The organism is Methylotuvimicrobium alcaliphilum 20Z, from assembly GCF_000968535.2.
In the GTDB taxonomy this organism is placed as follows: domain Bacteria; phylum Pseudomonadota; class Gammaproteobacteria; order Methylococcales; family Methylomonadaceae; genus Methylotuvimicrobium; species Methylotuvimicrobium alcaliphilum.
Map to the genome: position 1 here is coordinate 1,378,295 of NC_016112.1, position 19,226 is coordinate 1,397,520.

The 19,226-nt window shown below is 49.1% G+C and carries 18 protein-coding genes; 5 read left to right on the forward strand and 13 right to left on the reverse strand.

The features are described 5' to 3' along the window. Positions 1 to 55: 55 nt before the first annotated feature. Positions 56 to 244 carry a hypothetical protein gene (locus MEALZ_RS05990; protein ID WP_014147715.1) on the forward strand — a complete coding sequence of 63 codons (189 nt, stop codon included), beginning with the start codon at positions 56 to 58 and terminating at the stop codon, positions 242 to 244. Between the two features lies 1 nt (position 245). Continuing rightward, positions 246 to 782 (forward strand): ribosome biogenesis factor YjgA, encoded by a 537-nt coding sequence (gene yjgA / locus MEALZ_RS05995; RefSeq protein WP_014147716.1) that lies wholly within the window; start codon positions 246 to 248, stop codon positions 780 to 782. Positions 783 to 1,414: 632 nt separating this feature from the next. Here the strand turns inward: yjgA and dinB are convergent. The 10 genes from dinB to MEALZ_RS06040 form a co-directional block, all read right to left on the reverse strand. Beyond that, the gene (gene dinB, locus MEALZ_RS06000; RefSeq protein ID WP_014147717.1) at positions 1,415 to 2,494 is read right to left on the reverse strand and encodes a DNA polymerase IV; all 1,080 of its coding nucleotides are present in this window, start codon (positions 2,492 to 2,494) and stop codon (positions 1,415 to 1,417) included. Positions 2,495 to 2,509: 15 nt separating this feature from the next. Then, a complete protein-coding gene (locus tag MEALZ_RS06005) occupies positions 2,510 to 2,824 on the reverse strand; it encodes a DUF4389 domain-containing protein (RefSeq protein ID WP_014147718.1) in 315 nt (104 codons plus the stop codon). Between the two features lie 6 nt (positions 2,825 to 2,830). Further along, positions 2,831 to 3,871 carry a DUF2333 family protein gene (locus MEALZ_RS06010; RefSeq protein WP_014147719.1) on the reverse strand — a complete coding sequence of 347 codons (1,041 nt, stop codon included), beginning with the start codon at positions 3,869 to 3,871 and terminating at the stop codon, positions 2,831 to 2,833. An 88-nt stretch (positions 3,872 to 3,959) separates the two neighbouring features. Further along, positions 3,960 to 4,868: a tyrosine recombinase XerC gene (gene xerC, locus MEALZ_RS06015; RefSeq protein WP_014147720.1), complete on the reverse strand. Its 909-nt coding sequence runs from the start codon at positions 4,866 to 4,868 to the stop codon at positions 3,960 to 3,962. After that, a complete protein-coding gene (locus MEALZ_RS06020) occupies positions 4,861 to 5,556 on the reverse strand; it encodes a DUF484 family protein (RefSeq protein WP_014147721.1) in 696 nt (231 codons plus the stop codon). The genes xerC and MEALZ_RS06020 overlap by 8 nt, the downstream gene beginning before the upstream one ends. Continuing rightward, complete coding sequence (dapF, locus tag MEALZ_RS06025; RefSeq protein ID WP_014147722.1) at positions 5,553 to 6,380, reverse strand: diaminopimelate epimerase; 828 nt, start codon at positions 6,378 to 6,380, stop codon at positions 5,553 to 5,555. Before dapF ends, MEALZ_RS06020 begins: the two co-directional genes overlap by 4 nt. A gap of 16 nt (positions 6,381 to 6,396) precedes the next feature. Then, a complete protein-coding gene (gene lysA / locus MEALZ_RS06030; protein ID WP_014147723.1) occupies positions 6,397 to 7,656 on the reverse strand; it encodes a diaminopimelate decarboxylase in 1,260 nt (419 codons plus the stop codon). A 4-nt stretch (positions 7,657 to 7,660) separates the two neighbouring features. Then, the gene (lptM, locus tag MEALZ_RS22625; RefSeq protein WP_014147724.1) at positions 7,661 to 7,813 is read right to left on the reverse strand and encodes an LPS translocon maturation chaperone LptM; all 153 of its coding nucleotides are present in this window, start codon (positions 7,811 to 7,813) and stop codon (positions 7,661 to 7,663) included. Beyond that, positions 7,810 to 9,195, reverse strand: coding sequence for a TRAP transporter large permease (locus MEALZ_RS06035; RefSeq protein WP_014147725.1), 1,386 nt, complete (start codon positions 9,193 to 9,195; stop codon positions 7,810 to 7,812). The genes lptM and MEALZ_RS06035 overlap by 4 nt, the downstream gene beginning before the upstream one ends. Continuing rightward, entirely contained in the window at positions 9,188 to 9,751 is a 564-nt protein-coding gene (locus tag MEALZ_RS06040; RefSeq protein WP_014147726.1) for a TRAP transporter small permease subunit, read from the reverse strand. The genes MEALZ_RS06035 and MEALZ_RS06040 overlap by 8 nt, the downstream gene beginning before the upstream one ends. A gap of 1,004 nt (positions 9,752 to 10,755) precedes the next feature. Between MEALZ_RS06040 and MEALZ_RS06045 the strand changes: the two genes are divergently transcribed. The 3 genes from MEALZ_RS06045 to MEALZ_RS06055 all read left to right on the forward strand — a co-directional run bounded on the left by MEALZ_RS06045 (position 10,756) and on the right by MEALZ_RS06055 (position 13,483). After that, a complete protein-coding gene (locus MEALZ_RS06045; protein WP_014147727.1) occupies positions 10,756 to 11,835 on the forward strand; it encodes a lytic transglycosylase domain-containing protein in 1,080 nt (359 codons plus the stop codon). A gap of 413 nt (positions 11,836 to 12,248) precedes the next feature. After that, complete coding sequence (locus tag MEALZ_RS06050; protein WP_014147728.1) at positions 12,249 to 12,962, forward strand: DUF5765 domain-containing protein; 714 nt, start codon at positions 12,249 to 12,251, stop codon at positions 12,960 to 12,962. A gap of 206 nt (positions 12,963 to 13,168) precedes the next feature. After that, complete coding sequence (locus tag MEALZ_RS06055) at positions 13,169 to 13,483, forward strand: nucleotidyltransferase family protein (protein ID WP_014147729.1); 315 nt, start codon at positions 13,169 to 13,171, stop codon at positions 13,481 to 13,483. Between the two features lie 485 nt (positions 13,484 to 13,968). Here the strand turns inward: MEALZ_RS06055 and MEALZ_RS06060 are convergent, their stop codons facing one another. From MEALZ_RS06060 to MEALZ_RS06070, 3 genes are all read right to left on the reverse strand, one after another. Then, complete coding sequence (locus tag MEALZ_RS06060; protein WP_014147731.1) at positions 13,969 to 15,021, reverse strand: M23 family metallopeptidase; 1,053 nt, start codon at positions 15,019 to 15,021, stop codon at positions 13,969 to 13,971. A gap of 603 nt (positions 15,022 to 15,624) precedes the next feature. Then, positions 15,625 to 17,952 (reverse strand): type IV pilus modification PilV family protein, encoded by a 2,328-nt coding sequence (locus MEALZ_RS06065; protein WP_014147732.1) that lies wholly within the window; start codon positions 17,950 to 17,952, stop codon positions 15,625 to 15,627. Positions 17,953 to 17,977: 25 nt separating this feature from the next. Then, positions 17,978 to 19,225 carry a hypothetical protein gene (locus MEALZ_RS06070; protein ID WP_014147733.1) on the reverse strand — a complete coding sequence of 416 codons (1,248 nt, stop codon included), beginning with the start codon at positions 19,223 to 19,225 and terminating at the stop codon, positions 17,978 to 17,980. Position 19,226 lies beyond the last annotated feature (1 nt).

Consider the following 19,226-nt stretch of genomic DNA (forward strand, 5'->3'; position numbering starts at 1 on the left):
CAGATCTGCTTACCGCTGACTGTTAACTGCTATCAAAAAATAAAAAGAGGTCAATATGGAAAACTTGTCGACGACAGAAAGCTTGATACTGGGAGCATTAGTGCTGCTGGTGCTATTTTGGATGGGGCCAGGTGTCAAAGCATCGCTCGAACACAGTAAAAATGCCGAAACGGATTGGAAAGCGGTATTGTTGCCGCTGGGGTTCGTTGTACTATTTGTATTATTTTTAATAGCCATGGTTTGAAATGATTGAAGAACATCAGGAATACGAAGAGTTTGACGATGAAGTCGAATACTATGCGGTGAGGCCTAACAAATCCCAGATCAAACGCGATATTGCCGTGTTGTTTGACCTGGGGGAAGAATTAGTCGGGTTATCGACGGCGCAATTGAGCGCTTTGGAATTGCCGGAGGAGTTGCACAAGGCAGTTATCGGCACGGTTGGGATGCCGCCGAAAGGTGCCAGAAAAAGGCAGTTGAAATTTATTTGCGGGTTGCTTAGAAAGCTGGATGTCGAGCCGATTTTAGAAAAATTGGCTCGGATTAAAAACCAGAGTGCACATGCGGCGAGGGAGCATCATAAAGTCGAGCGTTGGCGCGATCGATTGATTTCAGAAGGTCAAGATGCCTTGACCGAATTGATTGACGAATATCCGCAAACCGACCGGCAATTGTTAAGGCAATTAATGCGCAGTGCGCAAAAAGAGGCTGCAGAAGCTCGACCTCTGAAATCCTCGCGGGAACTGTACCGTTATTTGAAGGAGTTGTTCGAAGCCGAATGAACGGCTTAATGAAGGCTATGTTCGCGTTAGCAGTTGAAACGGTTCTCTTTCCTACTAAATAAACCCATTAGGAAATAGTCAATAATTGCTTTCCAATATACTGAGCGTGGAAGAGGGTACGATTACTCGCCTGACAGGACGCCGTAAACCCAGCACCTAAATTCCATAGCCTATTGCCATGATTATACCTTTCGCACTTCAAATTTCGGCAGTACCTAAGGAGGCGCCGGGGTGCTCGGCAAAGGCTTTGCCAGCATGGAGCTGGCATAGAGCCTACAGGGACGTATTCACGGCGTCCTTTGGCGGGCACCCCTGTGCCGAATTTTGATCTCCGATGAGTATAATTACAGAGATAATTTAGGTGCTGGGTAAATACCTCCATGTAGGCTTGACGGCGGCTATCCCTGCCGCCGACACCTGTCAATCGAGCAACCGCACCCTCCTTTAAACCATTGGCGTGATATTGAAAAAAAGCCGAGTAGGTCGGGTTAGGCGGAGCCGTAACCCGACAAAATGATGGACAAAATGTCGGGTTACGCTAGAGCTAACCCGACCTATGCTACTAAAATAGGGGAGTTATTTACGACCAAATCCTTAATGAGCTGTGGGGTGCGTATCGTTAAAAATTTAAATTATTGAAATTGTTCGAACAAATCGATTTGTCGGTTGCTGTTGGGCGAGGCGAGTGATGACAGAGCGACACCCAGCAGGCGGACCTTACGCCGGTCGGTTGGCGCCGTTTTCAATAAGTCGTCCAACAGCGGTAGGGTATTTAAGTTTTCGGTGATTGCTTTCGAGAGCGTTCGGCTACGCGTGATTTGCACAAAATCGCTATATTTTATTTTTATCGTTAGGGTATAAGCCGCCAGTTTTTTCTCTTTCGCCTTGCCGAGCGCTTTGCTCAGTAGATTTTGTAGCTGTATCAATAGCGTTTCTCGGTTATCGAGATCTTCTTGAAAAGTGACTTCAACACCGATCGATTTAGTGATTCGTTGGTGATTGACCGGGCGGTTATCGATGCCACGGCAAATATGGTAATAATGCAAGCCGGCTTTACCGAAACTGTCTTGCAAAGAGGCGAGGGGCATCGTTTTTAAATCGGCTCCGGTTAAAATGCCCAGGTCATGCATTTTTTTCTCGGTGGCCTTACCGATGCCGTGAAATTTTCCGATAGGCAGGGTTTCAATAAACCCGGGGCCGTCGTCGGGTGTGATTAAATACAGGCCGTCCGGTTTATCGAGATCGGAGGCTATTTTTGCCAGAAATTTGTTATAGGAAACGCCGGCGGAAGCGGTCAGACCGGTCTGTTGTTTGATTTTTGCCTTGATGTCTTTCGCAATGAGCGTTGCAGAACCTTTGCAGCGATTGCATTGGCTAACGTCAAGATAGGCTTCGTCGAGCGATAAGGGTTCGAATAAATCGGTATAGTCGGCAAAGATTTTGCGGATGCTGTTTGATGCGTCTCGGTACGCTTCGAAACGGGGTTTGACGAAGATTGCATGAGGACAGAGGCGATGTGCAGTCGTCGAGGGCATCGCCGAATGGATGCCGTATTGCCGAGCTTCGTAACTGCAGGTTGATACTACCCCTCGAGACCCCGGCAGCCCGCCGACTATCAATGGTTTATTGCGGTATTGCGGAAAATCGCGTTGTTCGACCGCGGCAAAAAATGCATCCATATCGATGTGGATGATTTTACGAGCGGCTTCCATGGTCGTTGATGCGAATCAGTCCTGACGTTCTCGGTGAGACGGCAAATCCAAGGTTTCGGTCTCGTTCCAGTCGGCGAAAGGGAAGGGCATTCGCTCGGTGTTGAAGGTCAGGAATAGCACGATATGATACAGATAAGCCGCCAGCTTTTTCCCAAGATCGAGTATATTATTATTGGCCGAGCCGGTCAGCAGCATGGAGGCGATTTGCAGCAATATCACCGCCCACAACAATACCCTGACCAATCCCGCGATGACAGCGAATACCAGCATGAAGGCGATCCTTTTCCATGTGTTCGGTCTTTTGAGGTTTTCGTTGAGTTGTTCTTTCATGTGTAATTATCCACGGTTTAAGATGTCACGCAAGTCCAACGCGGCGGCATTGGCGCGAGCGATATAATTAGCCATCGTCAACGAGTAGTTCGCGAACAGACCGTAGCCGCTGCCATTTAAAATAACCGGGCTCAGGATGGGTTGTAACGAGCTTTCTAGTGCCCGAATCATGATGTCCACGGTATTCATCGCGCGTTTGCTGATCAAGATGCCTCTGAAGTCATGTTCGATCGCCTTGAGGATATGCAGCAAAGCCCAAGCCGAACCGCGCGCTTCCCAAAACATGTCGTCGACCAGCATCCATGGTGTTTGTTCTAAAGGCTCGGTACTCAGATGCTCTTGTTTTAATTTATCGGCTTCCGGCGTCAGCGTTTGCTGCATCGTCATTTCCCGGATATAGGTTTTGTCGGTGCTGGCGGATAGTCGAACCGACAAATTTCCTAAGCGCTTGATGACGATTTCGGTATATTGCCAAAGATTATCGGCTCGTGCATAGAATCGTGCGGCTTTTTTACCGGTTGGCTTATGGAGACGTATCATATAGTCGTGCAATGCATCGACGCCTTTTTGATATTCCGCTTCGGTCGAAGGAAGCGCCCAGGAGTTACGCTCATAGTAAAAATAGGGCTCGGCGATCGCCAGATCGGGGTCTTCAGCCGATTGCGATTGATCCCGCGCGAAATGATTGCGAAGTGCGGTCGTAGCGTCGCGTAAGATGACCAAGGCACCCAGTTCCCAGTTCGGCATGTTATCCATGAATACGCCCGGAGGCGCGGCATCGTTAGTGATATAGCCGCCGGGTTTATGTAGTAAAACTTCGGCGATATGCGCTAAGGTATTAGCGTAAACATAGCCCAGGGGAATGTCGGACGTGTCGTCTACCTTGGAGCGTTCTATCGCTTCGTCATAAACATTGAACGGATCGGGTTCCTGACTCCACCAGGTTGACAGAATTAGCATTAAAATTAAAATCGCGGATGTTATGACGCTAAGCGTCCAGAGGATCCCTTTATATGGTGTGTTCTGTGGTAAATCGTTTTCAGACATTTCCGGTATCCTTCGTGTGCAGCATTTTTTAAAAATTGCTCTAATAATAACAGGTTTTATAGCCGTTGGCTCGTTAACAAAAACCGGATCAAGGCGTTCTTTTTTTAGCGCGGGGATGGGCCTGATCGTAAACTTCGGCAAGATGTTGGAAATTAAGATGGGTATAGATTTGCGTCGTGCCGATTGTGCTATGGCCGAGTAATTCCTGAACGGCTCTAAGATCGCCGCTGGATTCGAGTAAATGACTGGCAAAGGAATGCCTTAGCATATGCGGGTGAATATGTTCGGCGATCCCTTTTTTTCGACACCAAGTCTCGAGTCTTTGTTGTACGCTACGTTGTGCGAGTCGAGTCCCTCTGGCCGATAAAAACAGCGCGGTTTCTTCGCCGCGATTGAGGTCGGTGCGTAATGATAACCAGTTTTTCAATGCTTCGACGGCTTTACTGCCGATCGGTAATATTCTGGATTTTCCGCCTTTTCCCGATTGCACGATTAAACTGCCATCGGCTAAATCGATGTCGACTAAATCGAGCGCGGTCAATTCGCTAAGACGCAGGCCGCAGGAATAAAATAATTCAAAAATCGCTTGATCCCTGATTTCCAGCCAAGAATCGGTATTGGCTTCAAGGAAGCCTGTGACTTGATCGACATCGAGCACGCTGGGGAGTTTTCTATCCTGCTTGGGCGCTTTGACCGCCTGGGCCGGGTTTAGTGTGGCGAGGTTTTTTTTCAGCAAATATCTGAACAAACTGCGTATCGCCGATAATTCTCGCTGCAAGCTTTTGCTACCGAGTCCTCGCCGGTGCCTCGAGGCGATATGGGTGCGAATATCGCTGGTGTGAATTGCCGACCATTCTTCAATGTCGTGTTCGACACAAAAATCGCGGAGTCTTTCCAAGTCATGCCGGTAGCCTTCGACGGTATGGTCGGACAAGCGCTTTTCGACTTGCAAGTAGCTTAAAAAGCTATTTAACTGAGTCAACGCGTCTTCAGTCATGTTCCGATTGGTGAAGCAACGAAATCAAACGTGTGGCAATAATCTCGCTCATTTGGGTCAAAAATAAATTACCCATGCTGTAATGGAAGCGGTTGTCTTCGCGGCTGCCGATCGCAACAATGCCTTCGAGTTGGGTGAACGACATGGGGATGATCGCGCAGGACTTAACCTCCGCTGCCTCATCGCCGAACAAGACTCTGGCTTGCGCGAGAGTGGGGCGTCCGCATTTCGGCTGGCTGCTGTTTAGAATGGATGCGAAGTGCTGAAGGTTAGGGTCGTTCGGTGCGATAAACAAATTGGCAATCGGCGTTTGCTCATGTTCGGAAATGATACGCACAGCCACGAAATCGGTCATGAAAAAGTCGACGAACACATGTTCGAGATTCGCGACGGCTTCGTCGAGCGTCGCGGCGTCGAGCAATGCTAAGGTCAGTTTATGCATGCGATTAAACGACGTGTCATTGTCGCGGGCGATTTCGATCAGCGCAGTCAATTGATTTTCCAATTCCTGATGTTTGACCCTGAAAATTTCCAGTTGTTTGGAGATCAGTGAAATCGCATCGCCGCTTGGATGCGGTATCGTCATGCTTTCCAGAAGATTGAGGTGGTCGTTGAAGAACTCGGGGTTCGCCTGTAAGTAGGCTTCAACTTGTTTGTCTGTCAGTGTGTTGAGTGCTTGTTTTTTCATAATAAGATACGTCCCTCGAAAACCGAAACGGCGGGTCCTGTCATCAATACCGGTTGTCCTCTCCCCGGCCAATTTATCGTTAATGTTCCGCCGGGCAGTTCGACGATGACTTCATGATCGAGTAGATTTTGTTCGATGCCGATGATCGCGGCAGCGCAAGCGCCGCTTCCGCAGGCAAGTGTTTCCGCTGCTCCGCGCTCATAAACGCGAAGCTTGATATGGCCGCGGTCGATGACTTGCATGAAACCGATATTGGCGCGCTCGGGAAAATCGGGATGGCTTTCCAGTAACGGTCCTAATTCATTGACCGGCGCGTGCTTGATGTCGTGAACCTGAAGCACGGCATGCGGGTTCCCCAGCGAAACCGCGCCGAAACCTCTTTCGATATTATTGGCGATAACGCTGTAAAACTTCGCTTCATCCTGTGTCTTTAGCGGGATTTCTTCAGGTTTGTGTTTAGGAATGCCCATGTTGACCGTGATCATGCCGTCCGCATTGAGCTTCAGCAATAGTTGACCGGCATTAGTATCGACGCGGATTTCGTCTTTATCTGTCAAATTTTTATCGCGGACGAATTTCGCAAAGCAGCGCGCCCCGTTGCCGCATTGTGCAACCTCACTGCCGTCAGCGTTGAAGATACGGTATTTGAAATCGGCATCCGGACTAACCGGAATTTCGACCAATAATAATTGATCGAAGCCGATGCCGAAATGCCGGTTCGACCAGGTGCGGATTTGTTCGGCCTGTAATGAAATGCTTTGATTGATGGCATCGATCACGACAAAGTCGTTACCGAGTCCATGCATCTTAGTGAATTCGATCATGGGTGTTATTTTCCGGTTAAGGCAGTAATTGTTCGCCAGCCCATAAGTGTGCAAGGGTTTCTCGCTCGCGAATCAGGTGGCAATCGCCGCCATCGACCATGACTTCGGCGGCGCGCGGTCTTGAATTATAGTTGGAACTCATCGTAAAGCCATAGGCGCCGGAAGATCGTACCGCGAGCAAGTCTTCGGGCGAGAGTCTCAATTTGCGGTCCTTGCCGAGAAAATCGCCGGTTTCGCAGACTGGACCCACGATATCCCAATGATTTTCATCCGCCGAACTTTGGCTTCGAACCGGAATGATTTCCTGCCAAGCGCTGTAGAGCGAAGGGCGGATTAAATCGTTCATCGCCGCGTCGACAATCGCAAAATTTTTGTCGGCCGTGGTTTTAAGATATTCGACCTGCGTGACTAGAATGCCAGCATTGCCGGCGATGGCCCGGCCGGGTTCGAGTAGGATTTCAACATCATCAGTCAGTTTAGATTGATTCAAGCGATTGAGTAGGGCTTCAACATAATCGGCCGGTTCCGGCGGTTGTTCGTCGCGATAACGGATGCCGAGACCGCCTCCGAGATCCAGGTGGTGCAGGGCGATTCCCATTTTTTTTAGTTCGTCGACAAGATCGAGTATCCGGCCCAATGCGTCCAAAAAGGGCGTCGTGTCGGTCAATTGCGAACCGATATGGCAGTCGATGCCGATGATATCGATATTCGGCATTGCCGCGGCGCGTTGATATTCAAGCAAGGCTTGTTCAATCGCAATGCCGAATTTGTTTTCTTTCAAACCGGTCGAGATGTAAGGATGGGTTTTCGCATCGACGTCGGGATTGACGCGGAATGAAACCGGGGCTTTAACGCCGAGTTCGCCTGCCAGTTCATTGATTCTATCCAACTCTCCGCCGACCTCGATATTGAAGCAACGGATACCGGTCTTCAGCGCACTTAGGATTTCATCGCTGCGTTTACCGACGCCCGAAAACACAATTTTTTTCGGATCGCCGCCTGCGGCCAAGACTCGCTCGAGTTCGCCGGCCGAAACGATATCGAAACCCGATCCTAACCTGGCCAAAATATTCAGCACCGCTAGATTGGAATTGGCCTTGACGGCATAACAGATCAGGTGCGGCCTATCGCCGAAGGGACGGTCGAAAGCATGCCAATGTCGTTCCAACGTGGCGCGTGAATAAATGTAGCACGGGGTTCCATGTTTAGCTGCGATTTCCCGCACCGGACAGTCTTCAGCGAACAATTCGCCGCTTTTATAATTAAAAAAATCCATGTTGTTAGTCTTCTTCGTCAGTTTCGATATCGGTCGGTTGTTCTTTTGGGACATGGATCGGCGCCGGTCCGTCCGGCAAATAAAGCGGTCCGGTTTGTCCGCAGGCAGTGATCCATAATGCGATAAAGGGAGCGATTAAAAGTTTGGAATAATTCATAATGCATCGTTGTAAATCTGAGTAGGAAGCCAAGTGGCCAGCTGCGGCCAATAAGCCAAAACGGCCAACATGATAAGCTGAATTGCGATAAAAGGCATCACGCCTTTATAGATTTGGCCGGTCGAAACCTCCGCCGGAGCCACGCCGCGCAGATAAAATAACGCGAAACCGAACGGCGGTGTCAAAAACGACGTTTGCAGGTTTAGCGCGATCATGATGCCGAGCCAGACCGGGTCGATACCCATCGCCAACAGTACCGGGCCGACGATCGGCACCACGACGAAGGTGATTTCGATAAAATCCAACACGAAGCCGAGAAAAAACATCACCAGCATCACGCTGAATACGGCGCCGAATTCACCGCCCGGTAAGTCCGAGAGCAGGTTAACGATCAGTTCATCGCCCTCAAACCCACGAAATACTAACGAAAACAAGGCTGCGCCGATCAGGATTAGAAACACCATGCTCGTGGTTTGCGTGGTGCTGCGCATAACTTCCTGCAGTGTAGCTAAATTCAACTCGCATTTTGCGAAAGCCAGAATAATGGCACCGAAAGCGCCGACCGATGCCGCTTCGGTCGGCGTAGCCAGGCCGCCTATGATTGAACCGAGTACCGAGAGAATCAATATTAACGGCGGCGCCAGGCTAAACAATAGGCTCCGATAAAAGCCCGGTTCGAGCCGGGCGTTTTGTTCTGCGGCCGGCATCAAGTTCGGACGCAGCCAGGCCAGCAAGGCAATATAGATTAAATACATTGCGACTAGGCCGAGTCCCGGCAGTAGCGCACCGGCGAATAAATCGCCGACCGAAATCGATTCCGGAGCAAATACCCCCATGTCGAGCTGAGCTTGTTGATAGGCCGTGGAAATGATATCGCCGAGCAAAACCAGGACGATAGACGGCGGAATTATTTGACCTAATGTGCCGGACGCGCAAATCGTGCCGCAGGCTACGGCCGGATCGTAATTCTTGCGCAGCATGGTCGGTAGTGACAACAGGCCCATCGTGACCACGGTAGCGCCGACGATGCCGGTGCTTGCCGCCATCAACATGCCGACCAAAGTTACCGCGATGCCTAGGCCGCCGCGCAGGGTGCCGAACAAATTAGTCATCGCTTCCAAAAGGCTTTCGGCTATGCGCGACCGTTCGAGCATGACGCCCATGAACACGAAAAGCGGTACCGCGATCAGCGTTTCATTACCGATGATGCCGTATAAACGGTTCGGCAATGCGTTTAAAAATGCGATGTCGAAATTGCCCAGCAATAAACCCAGTCCCGCGAATGCCAGCGCGGTGCCGCTCAATGCAAAGGCGACCGGAAAACCGCTTAATAGCACGACAAAAACCGTGGCAAACATCCACAAAGCCATCATATTATCCATTGTCACGAGTCTCTATTGAGCCGGGCTCATCCGAGCGATCAATACCCAAGGCAATCATTAAGTTAGCGAGGAACATGGAAATCCCTTGCAGGATCAAAAGGCAAGCGGTCAATGGAATGGTGGTTTTGATCAAGAACACCCCGGGAAGGCCGCCGGAATTACTCGAGCTTTCGAAGATTTTCCAAGATTCGGCGACATAATCCCAACTGCTGTAAAGAATAAATCCTGAAACCGGCAGCAATAACAATACGACGCCGCAGCAATCGATCCAGGCGCGGGCTGTTCTGCCAAGGCGTTGATAAAAGATATCGACCCGGACATGGGCGCCGGTTTTCAAAGTGTAGGCCGCACCCAGCATAAACACCAGCGCATGCATATAGGAAACCGACTCCTGCATGGCGATCGAATTGTAATTAAACGCATAACGAAGCATGACGATCGTAAACGTTACTACGACCATGATCAACGTTAGCCAGGATACGGTCGTCCCGATCCATTCGTTAAGCGAGTCGATTATATCGGCAAGGCGGCGACAGAACTGAACAGTCGAAGGCATATATGCTGAGGCCCGGGCGTAAAAAATGAGAAAGCCGGTAATTATACCTAATACTTTGTTCGGGGTGAGTGATTCAACCCGTCCAAGGGCGATTCGAGGGCTTCGACATAGGTCGTGAGCGATCCCCAGATCGTCTCTCAACTAGCGTTAGATGAGGGAAGGCAGAAAATACCCAGTTATACCCGTCGTAGATCAAAATTCGGCGCTTGGGTGTCCGCTAAAGGACGCCGTGAATACTTCCATGTAGGCTCTATGCCAGCTCCATGCTGGCAAAGCCTTTATCGGCCACCCAAGCGCCTCCTCTGGCACTGCCGAAATTTGAAGTGCGAAAGGTATATAATAAATGGTATCGAGGTCGCAAAGACTAAAATATGCTGTTACCCAAGCTCCAGCTTGGGTAACCTGTTCAGGAAGCTCTAGCTTCCCGACATTAGGTACGCACAGCGTACCCTACAATTCATCTATAGCGATGGGCGCGCAGGGCGAAAGAACCATTTGGGGAGGTTATTTTGTGCGTGTTTCTTGGTTCGAAGCTCGGCAATTATTGCCGGCATGATTATTGATTCGGTAAAGATATGCGGATTTCCTACGATGCCGCTGCGACATTCTGTTCGGAGTCATAAGCAATTGAAATAAAAATATAAAGTGTCGTCGCGGAAGAGCGGGTTCGCATTGCTATATTTTGATTCCGATTCTCGAAAAAATAAATAGCTAAGATTACCATTAAAAGAGTAGAAATTTAAATTCCCGCCTACTATCCTTAAACAAAACTTAACGCTTTGTAACCATTCAGTCCCCCGGCAATTATCGTTCCCACGCTCTGCGTAGGAATGCCTGAGTACCGATCCAGCGGTACGAGACGCGAGAGCGTCTCGGCCTTCATTCCCACGCTGGAGCGTGGGAACGATAGGGGGTGTGAATAATTACAACGCTTTCGTTACGGTTCCTTGAATGATTCGTGAAGAATCTTTTGTCTTTTAAAAAATAGTTTTTGGTGATTGGTTATGCAGCGACAAACTCTTGTCATTTCATTATTATCCGCGGCAATGGCATTGCTTCCGGCTTGCAGCAGTTCTCCTTCACGGCATGTTGAAATTAAACCGACGACTCCGCCAAGAGTTTCTACCGGCTCTCAGTGGGCCTATAAACCGGCTATAGCCGCTAAGTTCGCGCAAAAAGAGCAGGGCGTATTTCCTAGGCCGCCAACATTGGAACCGGCAGTCGATTTTTGGCGTAAGACTTATGGGGTATGGCATCGTTCGGAAGTCGCTTTTCATGATGATCGCTATATGGGCGTTATCTATGAAGTGATGAGGTTACCGGGCAATGTCGGCGAAGGTTTGACTAACCAACAAAAAGCGATGGTCGAACAGCGCAAAGCATTTTGGAAAAATCGCTTGAGCGACTTAGACAGGAAATTGCGAGCTAAAGCGCCGCTTGACGAATTCGATAAACAAATCGTCGCCAGAATCCAAAGCCAAGGTAATTTGCATGAGATTTTGCCGGAGGCCAGTCAAAGATTACGTTCGCAACGCGGCATAAAAGAACGCTTTAAACGCGGCATGGAGATCAGCGGTCGTTATGATGCGCAATTTAGAAGCATTTTCCGCGAATACAATTTGCCGGAGGATTTTGCCTATTTGCCGCATGTCGAGTCGTCATTTCAAGCTTCCGCAAAATCCCACGCCGGCGCGGTCGGCATGTGGCAGTTTACGAAAGGAGCCGCCGAAACGTTTATGCCGGGTAAAAACAGACCCGATAGGCGGCATGATCCAATCGCCTCGGCTCATGGCGCGGCTCGTTATTTAAAGTATGCTTACAACAAACTCAACGATTGGCCGACTGCGGTGACTTCTTATAATCACGGTATAGGCGGAATGTCGCGGGCACAAAATCAAGTCGGCCGCGATTTCGAACAAATCGTCGAACGATACAATAGCCCGATATTCGGGTTTGCGTCGCGTAATTATTATGCACAGTTTTTAGCTGCGAGAGACATTGCGGCAAACCCCTTGGCTTACTTCCGCGAAGGCGTAAACTTTGAAGGCCCGATGGGCTCGACTCACTATCTCGCCTCGGAATAACGACTTTTCCTCAACCGATACAGCCTCTCCAGTCCTCTATAAAGTTATACCCATCGCACTTCAAATTTCGGCATTGACGCATGGAGGCGCCGGGGGGGGGCAAAGGCTTTGACAGCAAGGATGCTGTCACAGAGCCTACATGGACGTATTCACGGCGTCCTTTGACGGCCCCCCGGTGCCGAAGTTTGACCAGCAAATGCTATAAAAGGGGGCTGGAGACTTTTTCGGATCGATATTCCCTCAAGCATCATTATCGCCAGTCTGCTAGAATTCCCCTATTTAAGGGCGGCGATCCATGCGTAAATGTAGACTTTATGCAATTGCCGATATTTTTTTCGGATAAAGCAACAAAGCGATCACATTCAGATATTGAATCATAAAAATCGCGTTGCCGATTAAATGGCGGAATAATTATGTGTTTTAGTGCGAATATGTCTTTAGGTCTGGGGGTGGTAGGCTTGGCAGCTTCAAGCGTGACTTTTTTAGATAAGAGCGAAACCCTACAGGTGAGATTGGCGAGAACCTACGCGATACTGCATTTTTCAATGATGGAATTCATTCAATATTTCGCCTATCCGGTTGCCGACCAATGCGGTTACGGCACGAATCTTTTTCTTAGCGAGTTATCGACATATCACATCAGTCTGCAGGCATTTGCGATTATGCCGGCATTGGCCAGCTATTCCTCGGATAAAGAAGCACTAAAAAAAGCATTTTACTTTAGCGCGACATTGAGTTCGTTATTTCTAATCTTCAATTTCCTGCCCAAGGAATGGCAATTATTCGGAATCGAGCCGAATTTTATCGGTAACAAAGTGGCTTGTCTTTACAGCGGGATTTATCACATCGGTTATGCGATACCGAGTGCTTTCGGTTTGTTGATTACCCACGGATCCCTTTTTGCGTTGGCATTGAGTGGGTTTATGTGGCCGGACAATTGGAAAATGGCTTCCTACCACTGCGTAATGGCATTGATGACCTTGCTGATGCCGCAATGGCTATTCGGCGTGTCGACCGGCGAAGCGGCGGCGATTTATTGCCTGTTCTCGATACCGATCACAATCAGCTTCTTGCCGCATTTCAAACAATTTTTTGCGGTAATGCCGCAGCAATTACAAAGGGCTTAGGAACGGGCATGAAATAAGTTACGCAGCCGACGCAGGATTTTCTCGTTCCCACGCTCCAGAGTCAATGCCATTAAGTTAAGCTGTTCGTGGTGAGCCCTTCGGCTGCACTTAGGAGAGCCCTGTCGAACCATGGGCGGCTAAACTTATCGACTCGGACTTCTCCATAGAGACTTTTAACTTGTCGGTGAGGATACTGGAGCGGCTTTATGCAAAGGACTAATCTTGTCCAAAAAGCTAGAATCCGAAAGAAGCTGGGCGTCGTGGCTTATCTCAAACAAGCTTTTAAAGATTTTTCCTGTCCGGTTTATTTGTTCGGTTCTTATGCAACAGAACAATTTCACGGCAACTCGGATGTGGATATTTTAGTAATATCGCCAAAAGAGTCGATTCAAATAAATTACCGCAAAGCGTGCGATAAAATGTCGGAATTAGGACTTGGTTATGACATTTTAGTAACCGATTCATTAGAGCAATTGGATCGGAGCATCGTGGATTCCCTTCTAAAAATAAATGTAACTTAGGAACGAGTATCCTCGTTCTCGTTCTCGTTCTCCTGCGTGGGAATGCATACCGGTCTTATCAAGGCTAAAGTATAAATTCCCACTGCGGATCGAGGTCGCCGGAAAAACGACATACTCATTCCTGATTAGCAAGATGCTTCAGCTTGCCGAAACCAAGTGTCCAAGCAGGGGCCAGTCGTAGTCGCAAAAACTAAAATATGCTGTTACCCAAGCTCCAGCTTGGGCAACCTGTTCAGGAAGCTCTAGCTTCCCGACAATCAAGAAAAATTGAACGAGCGAGTCGCGGGGTTGATTGAGAGTGAGCGGAGGTTGTGTCGGTCTCAGGAAGCTGGAGCTTCCGGGGTGTTTTTCCCAAGCTGGAGCCTGGGAAAGAGCGTGATGTGGGTGGCCGTTTTTAGCTTGACGCGCATGGCTTACGAACCCCGTCTTGCTAAGGGTTATGCTGATCTTTGGGCTTTAGCTGAAGAAACTTGCTAATCAGGTACTCATTTCATCGAATCCGCCCCGACAGCCCCGCCTTGAGTCGCTGTAACGCCTCTTAACCAAATACCGGCAACCGGATTTTTGGGTACGCCAGAGGCGGACAGAAAGACGAACGGCACCGAAGTCAACGCCATATCGCTATTGATTTGCACGGCAAAATGTAAATGAGGGCCGGTGGTGAATCCGGTATTGCCGGAATAAGCGATCAATTGACCCGCTTCGACGCGCAAGCCCGGATATACCTGCGTTTTTTCTAGTTCCAAGTGCGCGTAAACAGCCATTGAACCGTCATCGTGTAAAATGCGTATTCGGTTGGCCTTCTGGCCATAAGCCGGCTTGACGCCGCCTTCGAAAAAATCGCGCTCGACATCCATCACGACTCCGGATCTGGCCGCATGAATCGGCGTGCCGACCGGCATCGCGATATCGACTGCATAACGGTTTTCCGGGTCGGTGTGGCTGAATTCGCCCTCGAAACCTTGAGTAATTTGAAACGACTCGCCGGCAGCGAAAGGCGGAAGATAGGCATGCTTGGGTAGATAGTCCGTTAGCGGCGGCCCTATTGCATAACGATAGTTCACAGTAAAACGAAAACCGGCTTGCGGTTGTGCTTCGCTAATTTCGAGCAGCGTTTTCGATAGCCCTGGAGGCACGATAAAGCGATGCGGCAACGCCGGATTGGCCAAAGCATTCTCTTGCTCGACAAAATCGACTTCCACCTGCACCGGGCCGCCGTAATCGTTACGGATGGCATAGGTCGGGTGACGCTTGTCGCCCCCTTGTATCAACCAGACCTTTTGCCTCTGCTCGACTTTCAATTGCCGGATCGTAACCGGTAATTCTGTGTCGGGCGCCTTGTCGGTATAGTGCCAAATGCCTCTTTCGTCCTGATATTGATAAAGTTTTTTAGCGGCAACGTTAAATGAAAACAGAACCCATATAATGCCGACCAGAGCCGGTACGAGCCGTAAGGCAAAAGGCGATGTTTTGCCGCTTTCCCGATAGTCAAATAAAACAAGACGAAAGGGTGATGAAAAATGACGAGAACTCTTCATGCTTTGATTCCTAGTTTCAACGCTCCAGCGCTTATTGCTCTCTCCCAAACTCTTGTTTGGGAGTGTCTACCGTCAAGCTCCGCTTGACGAACAATAAGCAGAGCTTAAAGGTAGGCATTCCCAAGTAGAACTTGGGAACGAGACATACAGGAAGATCAACGATCTGTCGGATTAGGTAGCGATATGTCGGGTTACGGCTAGCGCCTAACCCGACCTACATGGCTACATGGCTTCACATTGTCCTCATCGGCGAATAATCTCCGGCTTTTTCGGTCACCACGGTAAAAAAATAGCTGCCCGCGTTGATATAAACACGGCGATAATGCATGGCGAAACTCCGAATACAGTCAAATTTGGCAATTTTGCGTAGGTCGGGTTAGCGTTAGCGTAACCCGACAAGAAGATCAACGATCCGTCGGGTTAGGTGGCGATATGTCGGGTTACGGCTAGCGCCTAACCCGACCTACATGACTCTTGTTTGGGAGTGTCTACCGTCAAGCTCCGCTTGACGAACAATAAGCAGAGCTTAACGGTAGGCATTTTTAAGTAGAGTTTGGGAACGAGGCAACCCCGTCCTGCTCCAATGTGTGAATAATGATCGTGCTAGCCTCCCGAACAATCAATATTTGAGAGAGTTACGGTGAAGTTCTGAGTAACATTACTTGTTACATTACCCAAATTAATAGTTAAAGCGCCCGTTCCTGTAGATGAAGCTGTCACGCTGCCACTCGTCGACAATATATAGTCTTTCGCAGGCGTATTTCCTTGTCTAGCAGAACATTTATTAGGAATGGCGAAAGTCATGCTGTTATTGCCCGCATAAACTTGGCAACTGTAATTACCTGTTCTGTTTTGAGCCCATCCGTTATTAGGCGGGGCTACAGTACATGATGCATTTGCAATATTTACACTAACGGTATCTATATTATTAACATTACTTTCCAAGGTAATAGATCCGCCAACCGTGTGTGTCGATAAAACTGCAGTTAGAAAATCAGGTCCCGTAATAAGAGATTCAGCACCGGCTGATCCGGTAAGTCCGGTTATGATGTCATCAATAGGGCTTACGGAAAACCCAAATGCAGGGCGTGCGGTTAGCGTTACGCTGCTCTTAGCGGTTGTAATCTTGCATTCATATGGTCGGCCACCAGCGCTTGCATCGAAATCTCCAATAGTGCAAGGCCTGACATAATCGTTTTCGGTTTCACCCTCGCCAAGCGCAGCAACGTCCAGAGAAGCAAGGTTCGTTGAATTCGAAGACCCTTCTATGTTTCCAGTAATGACGTAAATCGGATTGGTGGTTGTTGTGAAATTCAAAGCGCACCCTGTCTGCGGGCTCTGATTGATATCGAGCGTTATGACGCAGGATTTTTCTTCGTTATTAAAGATTCCGACGATATCGACAAACGATTTTATTGTTTTGATCGTGCAGTTATAGCTGGTTTCTGTTGTTTCGCAGGAAACTTGGGTTTGTCCGTCATTTGCCTTGACTACCGGCGGATAGGCGGCATTGGTGATTGAACCCTGTATCGTGTATGTTTCGCCCGGAATTTCCGTGCAATAACTGATGTCGATAACCGGGTCGTATACATTTGGTCCATTGATTACGCGCATGATGTCTTTGGAAGCCAGCATCAATCCGCCGACTTGACTTGCCTGTTCCTGACATTCTTCATGCAATTTCCGGTCATTAGGTTGACCATCAATAATCAAAAAATCATGGCATGCATAAGGTTTGTTGATTCCTTCATTCAAGATACCATTGCGCGTGTAGTAATTACGTGCCGTGTCACGAGTAACGGGCTCTCCAGCGACTTCCTCGGCGAAACAAATATTACGCCCTTGTGTCGCAACCCCCAATAAACCGACTCTTCCGCGCCAGCCCCCGGGACCCACTTTTGCTTGAGCGACTGCGGGGTCGGGGCATTGGGTAACATCTTCGGGGATGCCTGCCGGGCCAAACGTACAGTTCCCCCCCACATAGCATGTATAAGGCGCGCTATGGTCACCGGGGGCTGGCTTGAAAACACAGTAGGTTCCGCTTTCCGAAATATTGAATGTGAATAACTCTACATCAAGAATCGTGACATTTTGCCCCGTGCCGGTTGTGGCTCTTGAATGCACCGTGCCTCTTAAAGGAATAATTACACCGCCGTTAAATCGTACTCTAGCTACACAAAGGTCGGCATTATTAATTGTATGTACTTCGAAAAGCTCGATTGATTCAAGCCCCGCAACGCCGTCCTCATTGACTCTTCGGGTGCGCAGACCGTTTTCGAAGTTTATCGGCTGAGGATTCAACCCGTCACAGGCTTCGGCATAACTGCCGCTTAATCCAGAAGGGTCGACAATATAGTTATCGCCATTCTCATCTGTATATAAAGAACCCGGTGTCTGAGGATTTGGAAGGCTAATCCTTTTGGAGATATCTTCGGACGATTCGGCGGTTAAACTCGGCGCGTTAAACGGGCCGCCTGCACCATCGCCGTTCCCTCGGCTGTGGAACATGCTCGTGGTTAAGTCTGTAAAGGCGATCATGCTCTGTACAACGACTTGTTCGCTATCCCAACTGCATGTTGCAGTAATCCGTTTTCGAACCGGGTCAACGAGATCCTCGATATTCCATGTGCGCGTAAATGTCGCATTGGTTCCGGTCACTTGATCATTGCCGGAAGCTATGGCGAGATAGCTGTTGGCCGGCTCAGGATTACCACCGACAACGGTGCCGCGAATAATACGGTCGCGCAGTTCTTCGACTTTACTGTCGCAGAGCATTTTAGCTTCATCCCGTGCTTTGCTTAGTCGGCTTCCTCCCATCAATTCGCCTTGAAATGTTGCCAGCGCCAACAAGCCCATGGCAACTACGACGGTGGTAATCAGGACCTCTATGAGGCCGATGCCGATATTTTTGTTTGTATAATTTAATTTCATGATCAATTCTCAATTCTTTGCGTGACTACCAATCCCGCCATGAACCGGGGATGACGGCTCCCGTACCTAAGATAAAAGGATTAGGCGTGCCACTGCCTTCGCCATAAGGTACATACACTAAATTTAAAGTTCCGCCGCCGGCATTGGGGCCATTTTCACTAATTACCGAGCCTCTAACTCTAGGGGTTCCTGTTATCCTAAGTTCACCGGTTACATAGATAACGCCAAAAAAATCTACGTTACCGCTGATACTGAGATCGCCATTGACAATCAAAATGGCAATATTCGATTCTGAACCGATGGTACCTCCCGTTATGCTTGTCGTGGTTGTCGATGGTACGCCGTCATCTCCAATCCAAATCAAGCCGGTATCGTTAGTTGGAAAACTTGAGCCCACATCGTATCGTTGCCCGATACCGTCTGCGACATTCATCAAATCAGTCTTGGACTGTGCAAAAAACATTTCAAAAAACTCATCCGGCGTTTTAGTGCCTAAAGTCGGATCATTCGTTACGACATCAATACCGAACCCGGCGTCTCTATTTGAAACCAACTGGGTATTTGTGTTTTCATTGGGATCATTTAATTCTGATTGTTCGTAATCGCTGCGACTGGTGTTGGATGGTCTTAAAAATGTAGCGAATGAAGCGCCTGCAACGCCGGCATCGCCGCCCGCCCAAATATTGCTGTTGTTATAACGGTTGACGATTCGGGCATTACCGAAAACACCGACGCCTGCACGGGTTACGAAAGGTTGTTCTGGGGTTTTTCCTCCCGCGAAAATATCGAATGTCCCCAAACATTGAGAGATTTCTCGCATCGCCGAACAATCATCGCTCCAGCCTCGCGCAACTAGCAGGGCAGCATTATTATCACCGGCGTCTACACCGCAGCGATTACCGGCAACGTTATCGAAATAAAACAGTGCCAAATGAGTAGTCAAAGCCGCCGGCGCTGCGGGAGTGCCTACAGGCATAACGCAATTGGCTACCGATGGTTGTTGCGCTGGTGCTGGCGCGGTAAAGTCGACACCATTCATCGGGTCGTCATGGTCTGTGCCGCCTGTCATGAAATAAGCGGTGCCTTCATCGAGTGCGGCTTGCGCGGCCGCGACCGCTTGACTGGTACGGTAATTGTTGGCGCTTATTTGTGTTTCGACCAGCACTGTTTTAGCGGTAAAAAAAGTAACCAAGCTAATGCCAATCAGTAATATCAAGGCTGTTAATAAGCTGATTGCACCTTTCTGACGGGTGTGTTGATAAATGATCTTCATA

Bases quoted from the DNA above. Each gene is read 5' to 3' on its own strand.
- MEALZ_RS06060 (WP_014147731.1), bottom strand. From the start codon at position 15,021: ATGAAGAGTTCTCGTCATTTTTCATCACCCTTTCGTCTTGTTTTATTT.
- MEALZ_RS06070 (WP_014147733.1), bottom strand. From the start codon at position 19,225: ATGAAGATCATTTATCAACACACCCGTCAGAAAGGTGCAATCAGCTTA.
- xerC (WP_014147720.1), bottom strand. From the start codon at position 4,868: ATGACTGAAGACGCGTTGACTCAGTTAAATAGCTTTTTAAGCTACTTG.
- lysA (WP_014147723.1), bottom strand. From the start codon at position 7,656: ATGGATTTTTTTAATTATAAAAGCGGCGAATTGTTCGCTGAAGACTGT.
- yjgA (WP_014147716.1), top strand. From the start codon at position 246: ATGATTGAAGAACATCAGGAATACGAAGAGTTTGACGATGAAGTCGAA.
- MEALZ_RS06035 (WP_014147725.1), bottom strand. From the start codon at position 9,195: ATGGATAATATGATGGCTTTGTGGATGTTTGCCACGGTTTTTGTCGTG.
- MEALZ_RS06005 (WP_014147718.1), bottom strand. From the start codon at position 2,824: ATGAAAGAACAACTCAACGAAAACCTCAAAAGACCGAACACATGGAAA.
- MEALZ_RS06050 (WP_014147728.1), top strand. From the start codon at position 12,249: ATGTGTTTTAGTGCGAATATGTCTTTAGGTCTGGGGGTGGTAGGCTTG.
- lptM (WP_014147724.1), bottom strand. From the start codon at position 7,813: ATGAATTATTCCAAACTTTTAATCGCTCCCTTTATCGCATTATGGATC.
- dinB (WP_014147717.1), bottom strand. From the start codon at position 2,494: ATGGAAGCCGCTCGTAAAATCATCCACATCGATATGGATGCATTTTTT.
- MEALZ_RS06065 (WP_014147732.1), bottom strand. From the start codon at position 17,952: ATGAAATTAAATTATACAAACAAAAATATCGGCATCGGCCTCATAGAG.
- MEALZ_RS06055 (WP_014147729.1), top strand. From the start codon at position 13,169: ATGCAAAGGACTAATCTTGTCCAAAAAGCTAGAATCCGAAAGAAGCTG.
- MEALZ_RS06045 (WP_014147727.1), top strand. From the start codon at position 10,756: ATGCAGCGACAAACTCTTGTCATTTCATTATTATCCGCGGCAATGGCA.
- MEALZ_RS06040 (WP_014147726.1), bottom strand. From the start codon at position 9,751: ATGCCTTCGACTGTTCAGTTCTGTCGCCGCCTTGCCGATATAATCGAC.
- dapF (WP_014147722.1), bottom strand. From the start codon at position 6,380: ATGATCGAATTCACTAAGATGCATGGACTCGGTAACGACTTTGTCGTG.
- MEALZ_RS06010 (WP_014147719.1), bottom strand. From the start codon at position 3,871: ATGTCTGAAAACGATTTACCACAGAACACACCATATAAAGGGATCCTC.
- MEALZ_RS05990 (WP_014147715.1), top strand. From the start codon at position 56: ATGGAAAACTTGTCGACGACAGAAAGCTTGATACTGGGAGCATTAGTG.
- MEALZ_RS06020 (WP_014147721.1), bottom strand. From the start codon at position 5,556: ATGAAAAAACAAGCACTCAACACACTGACAGACAAACAAGTTGAAGCC.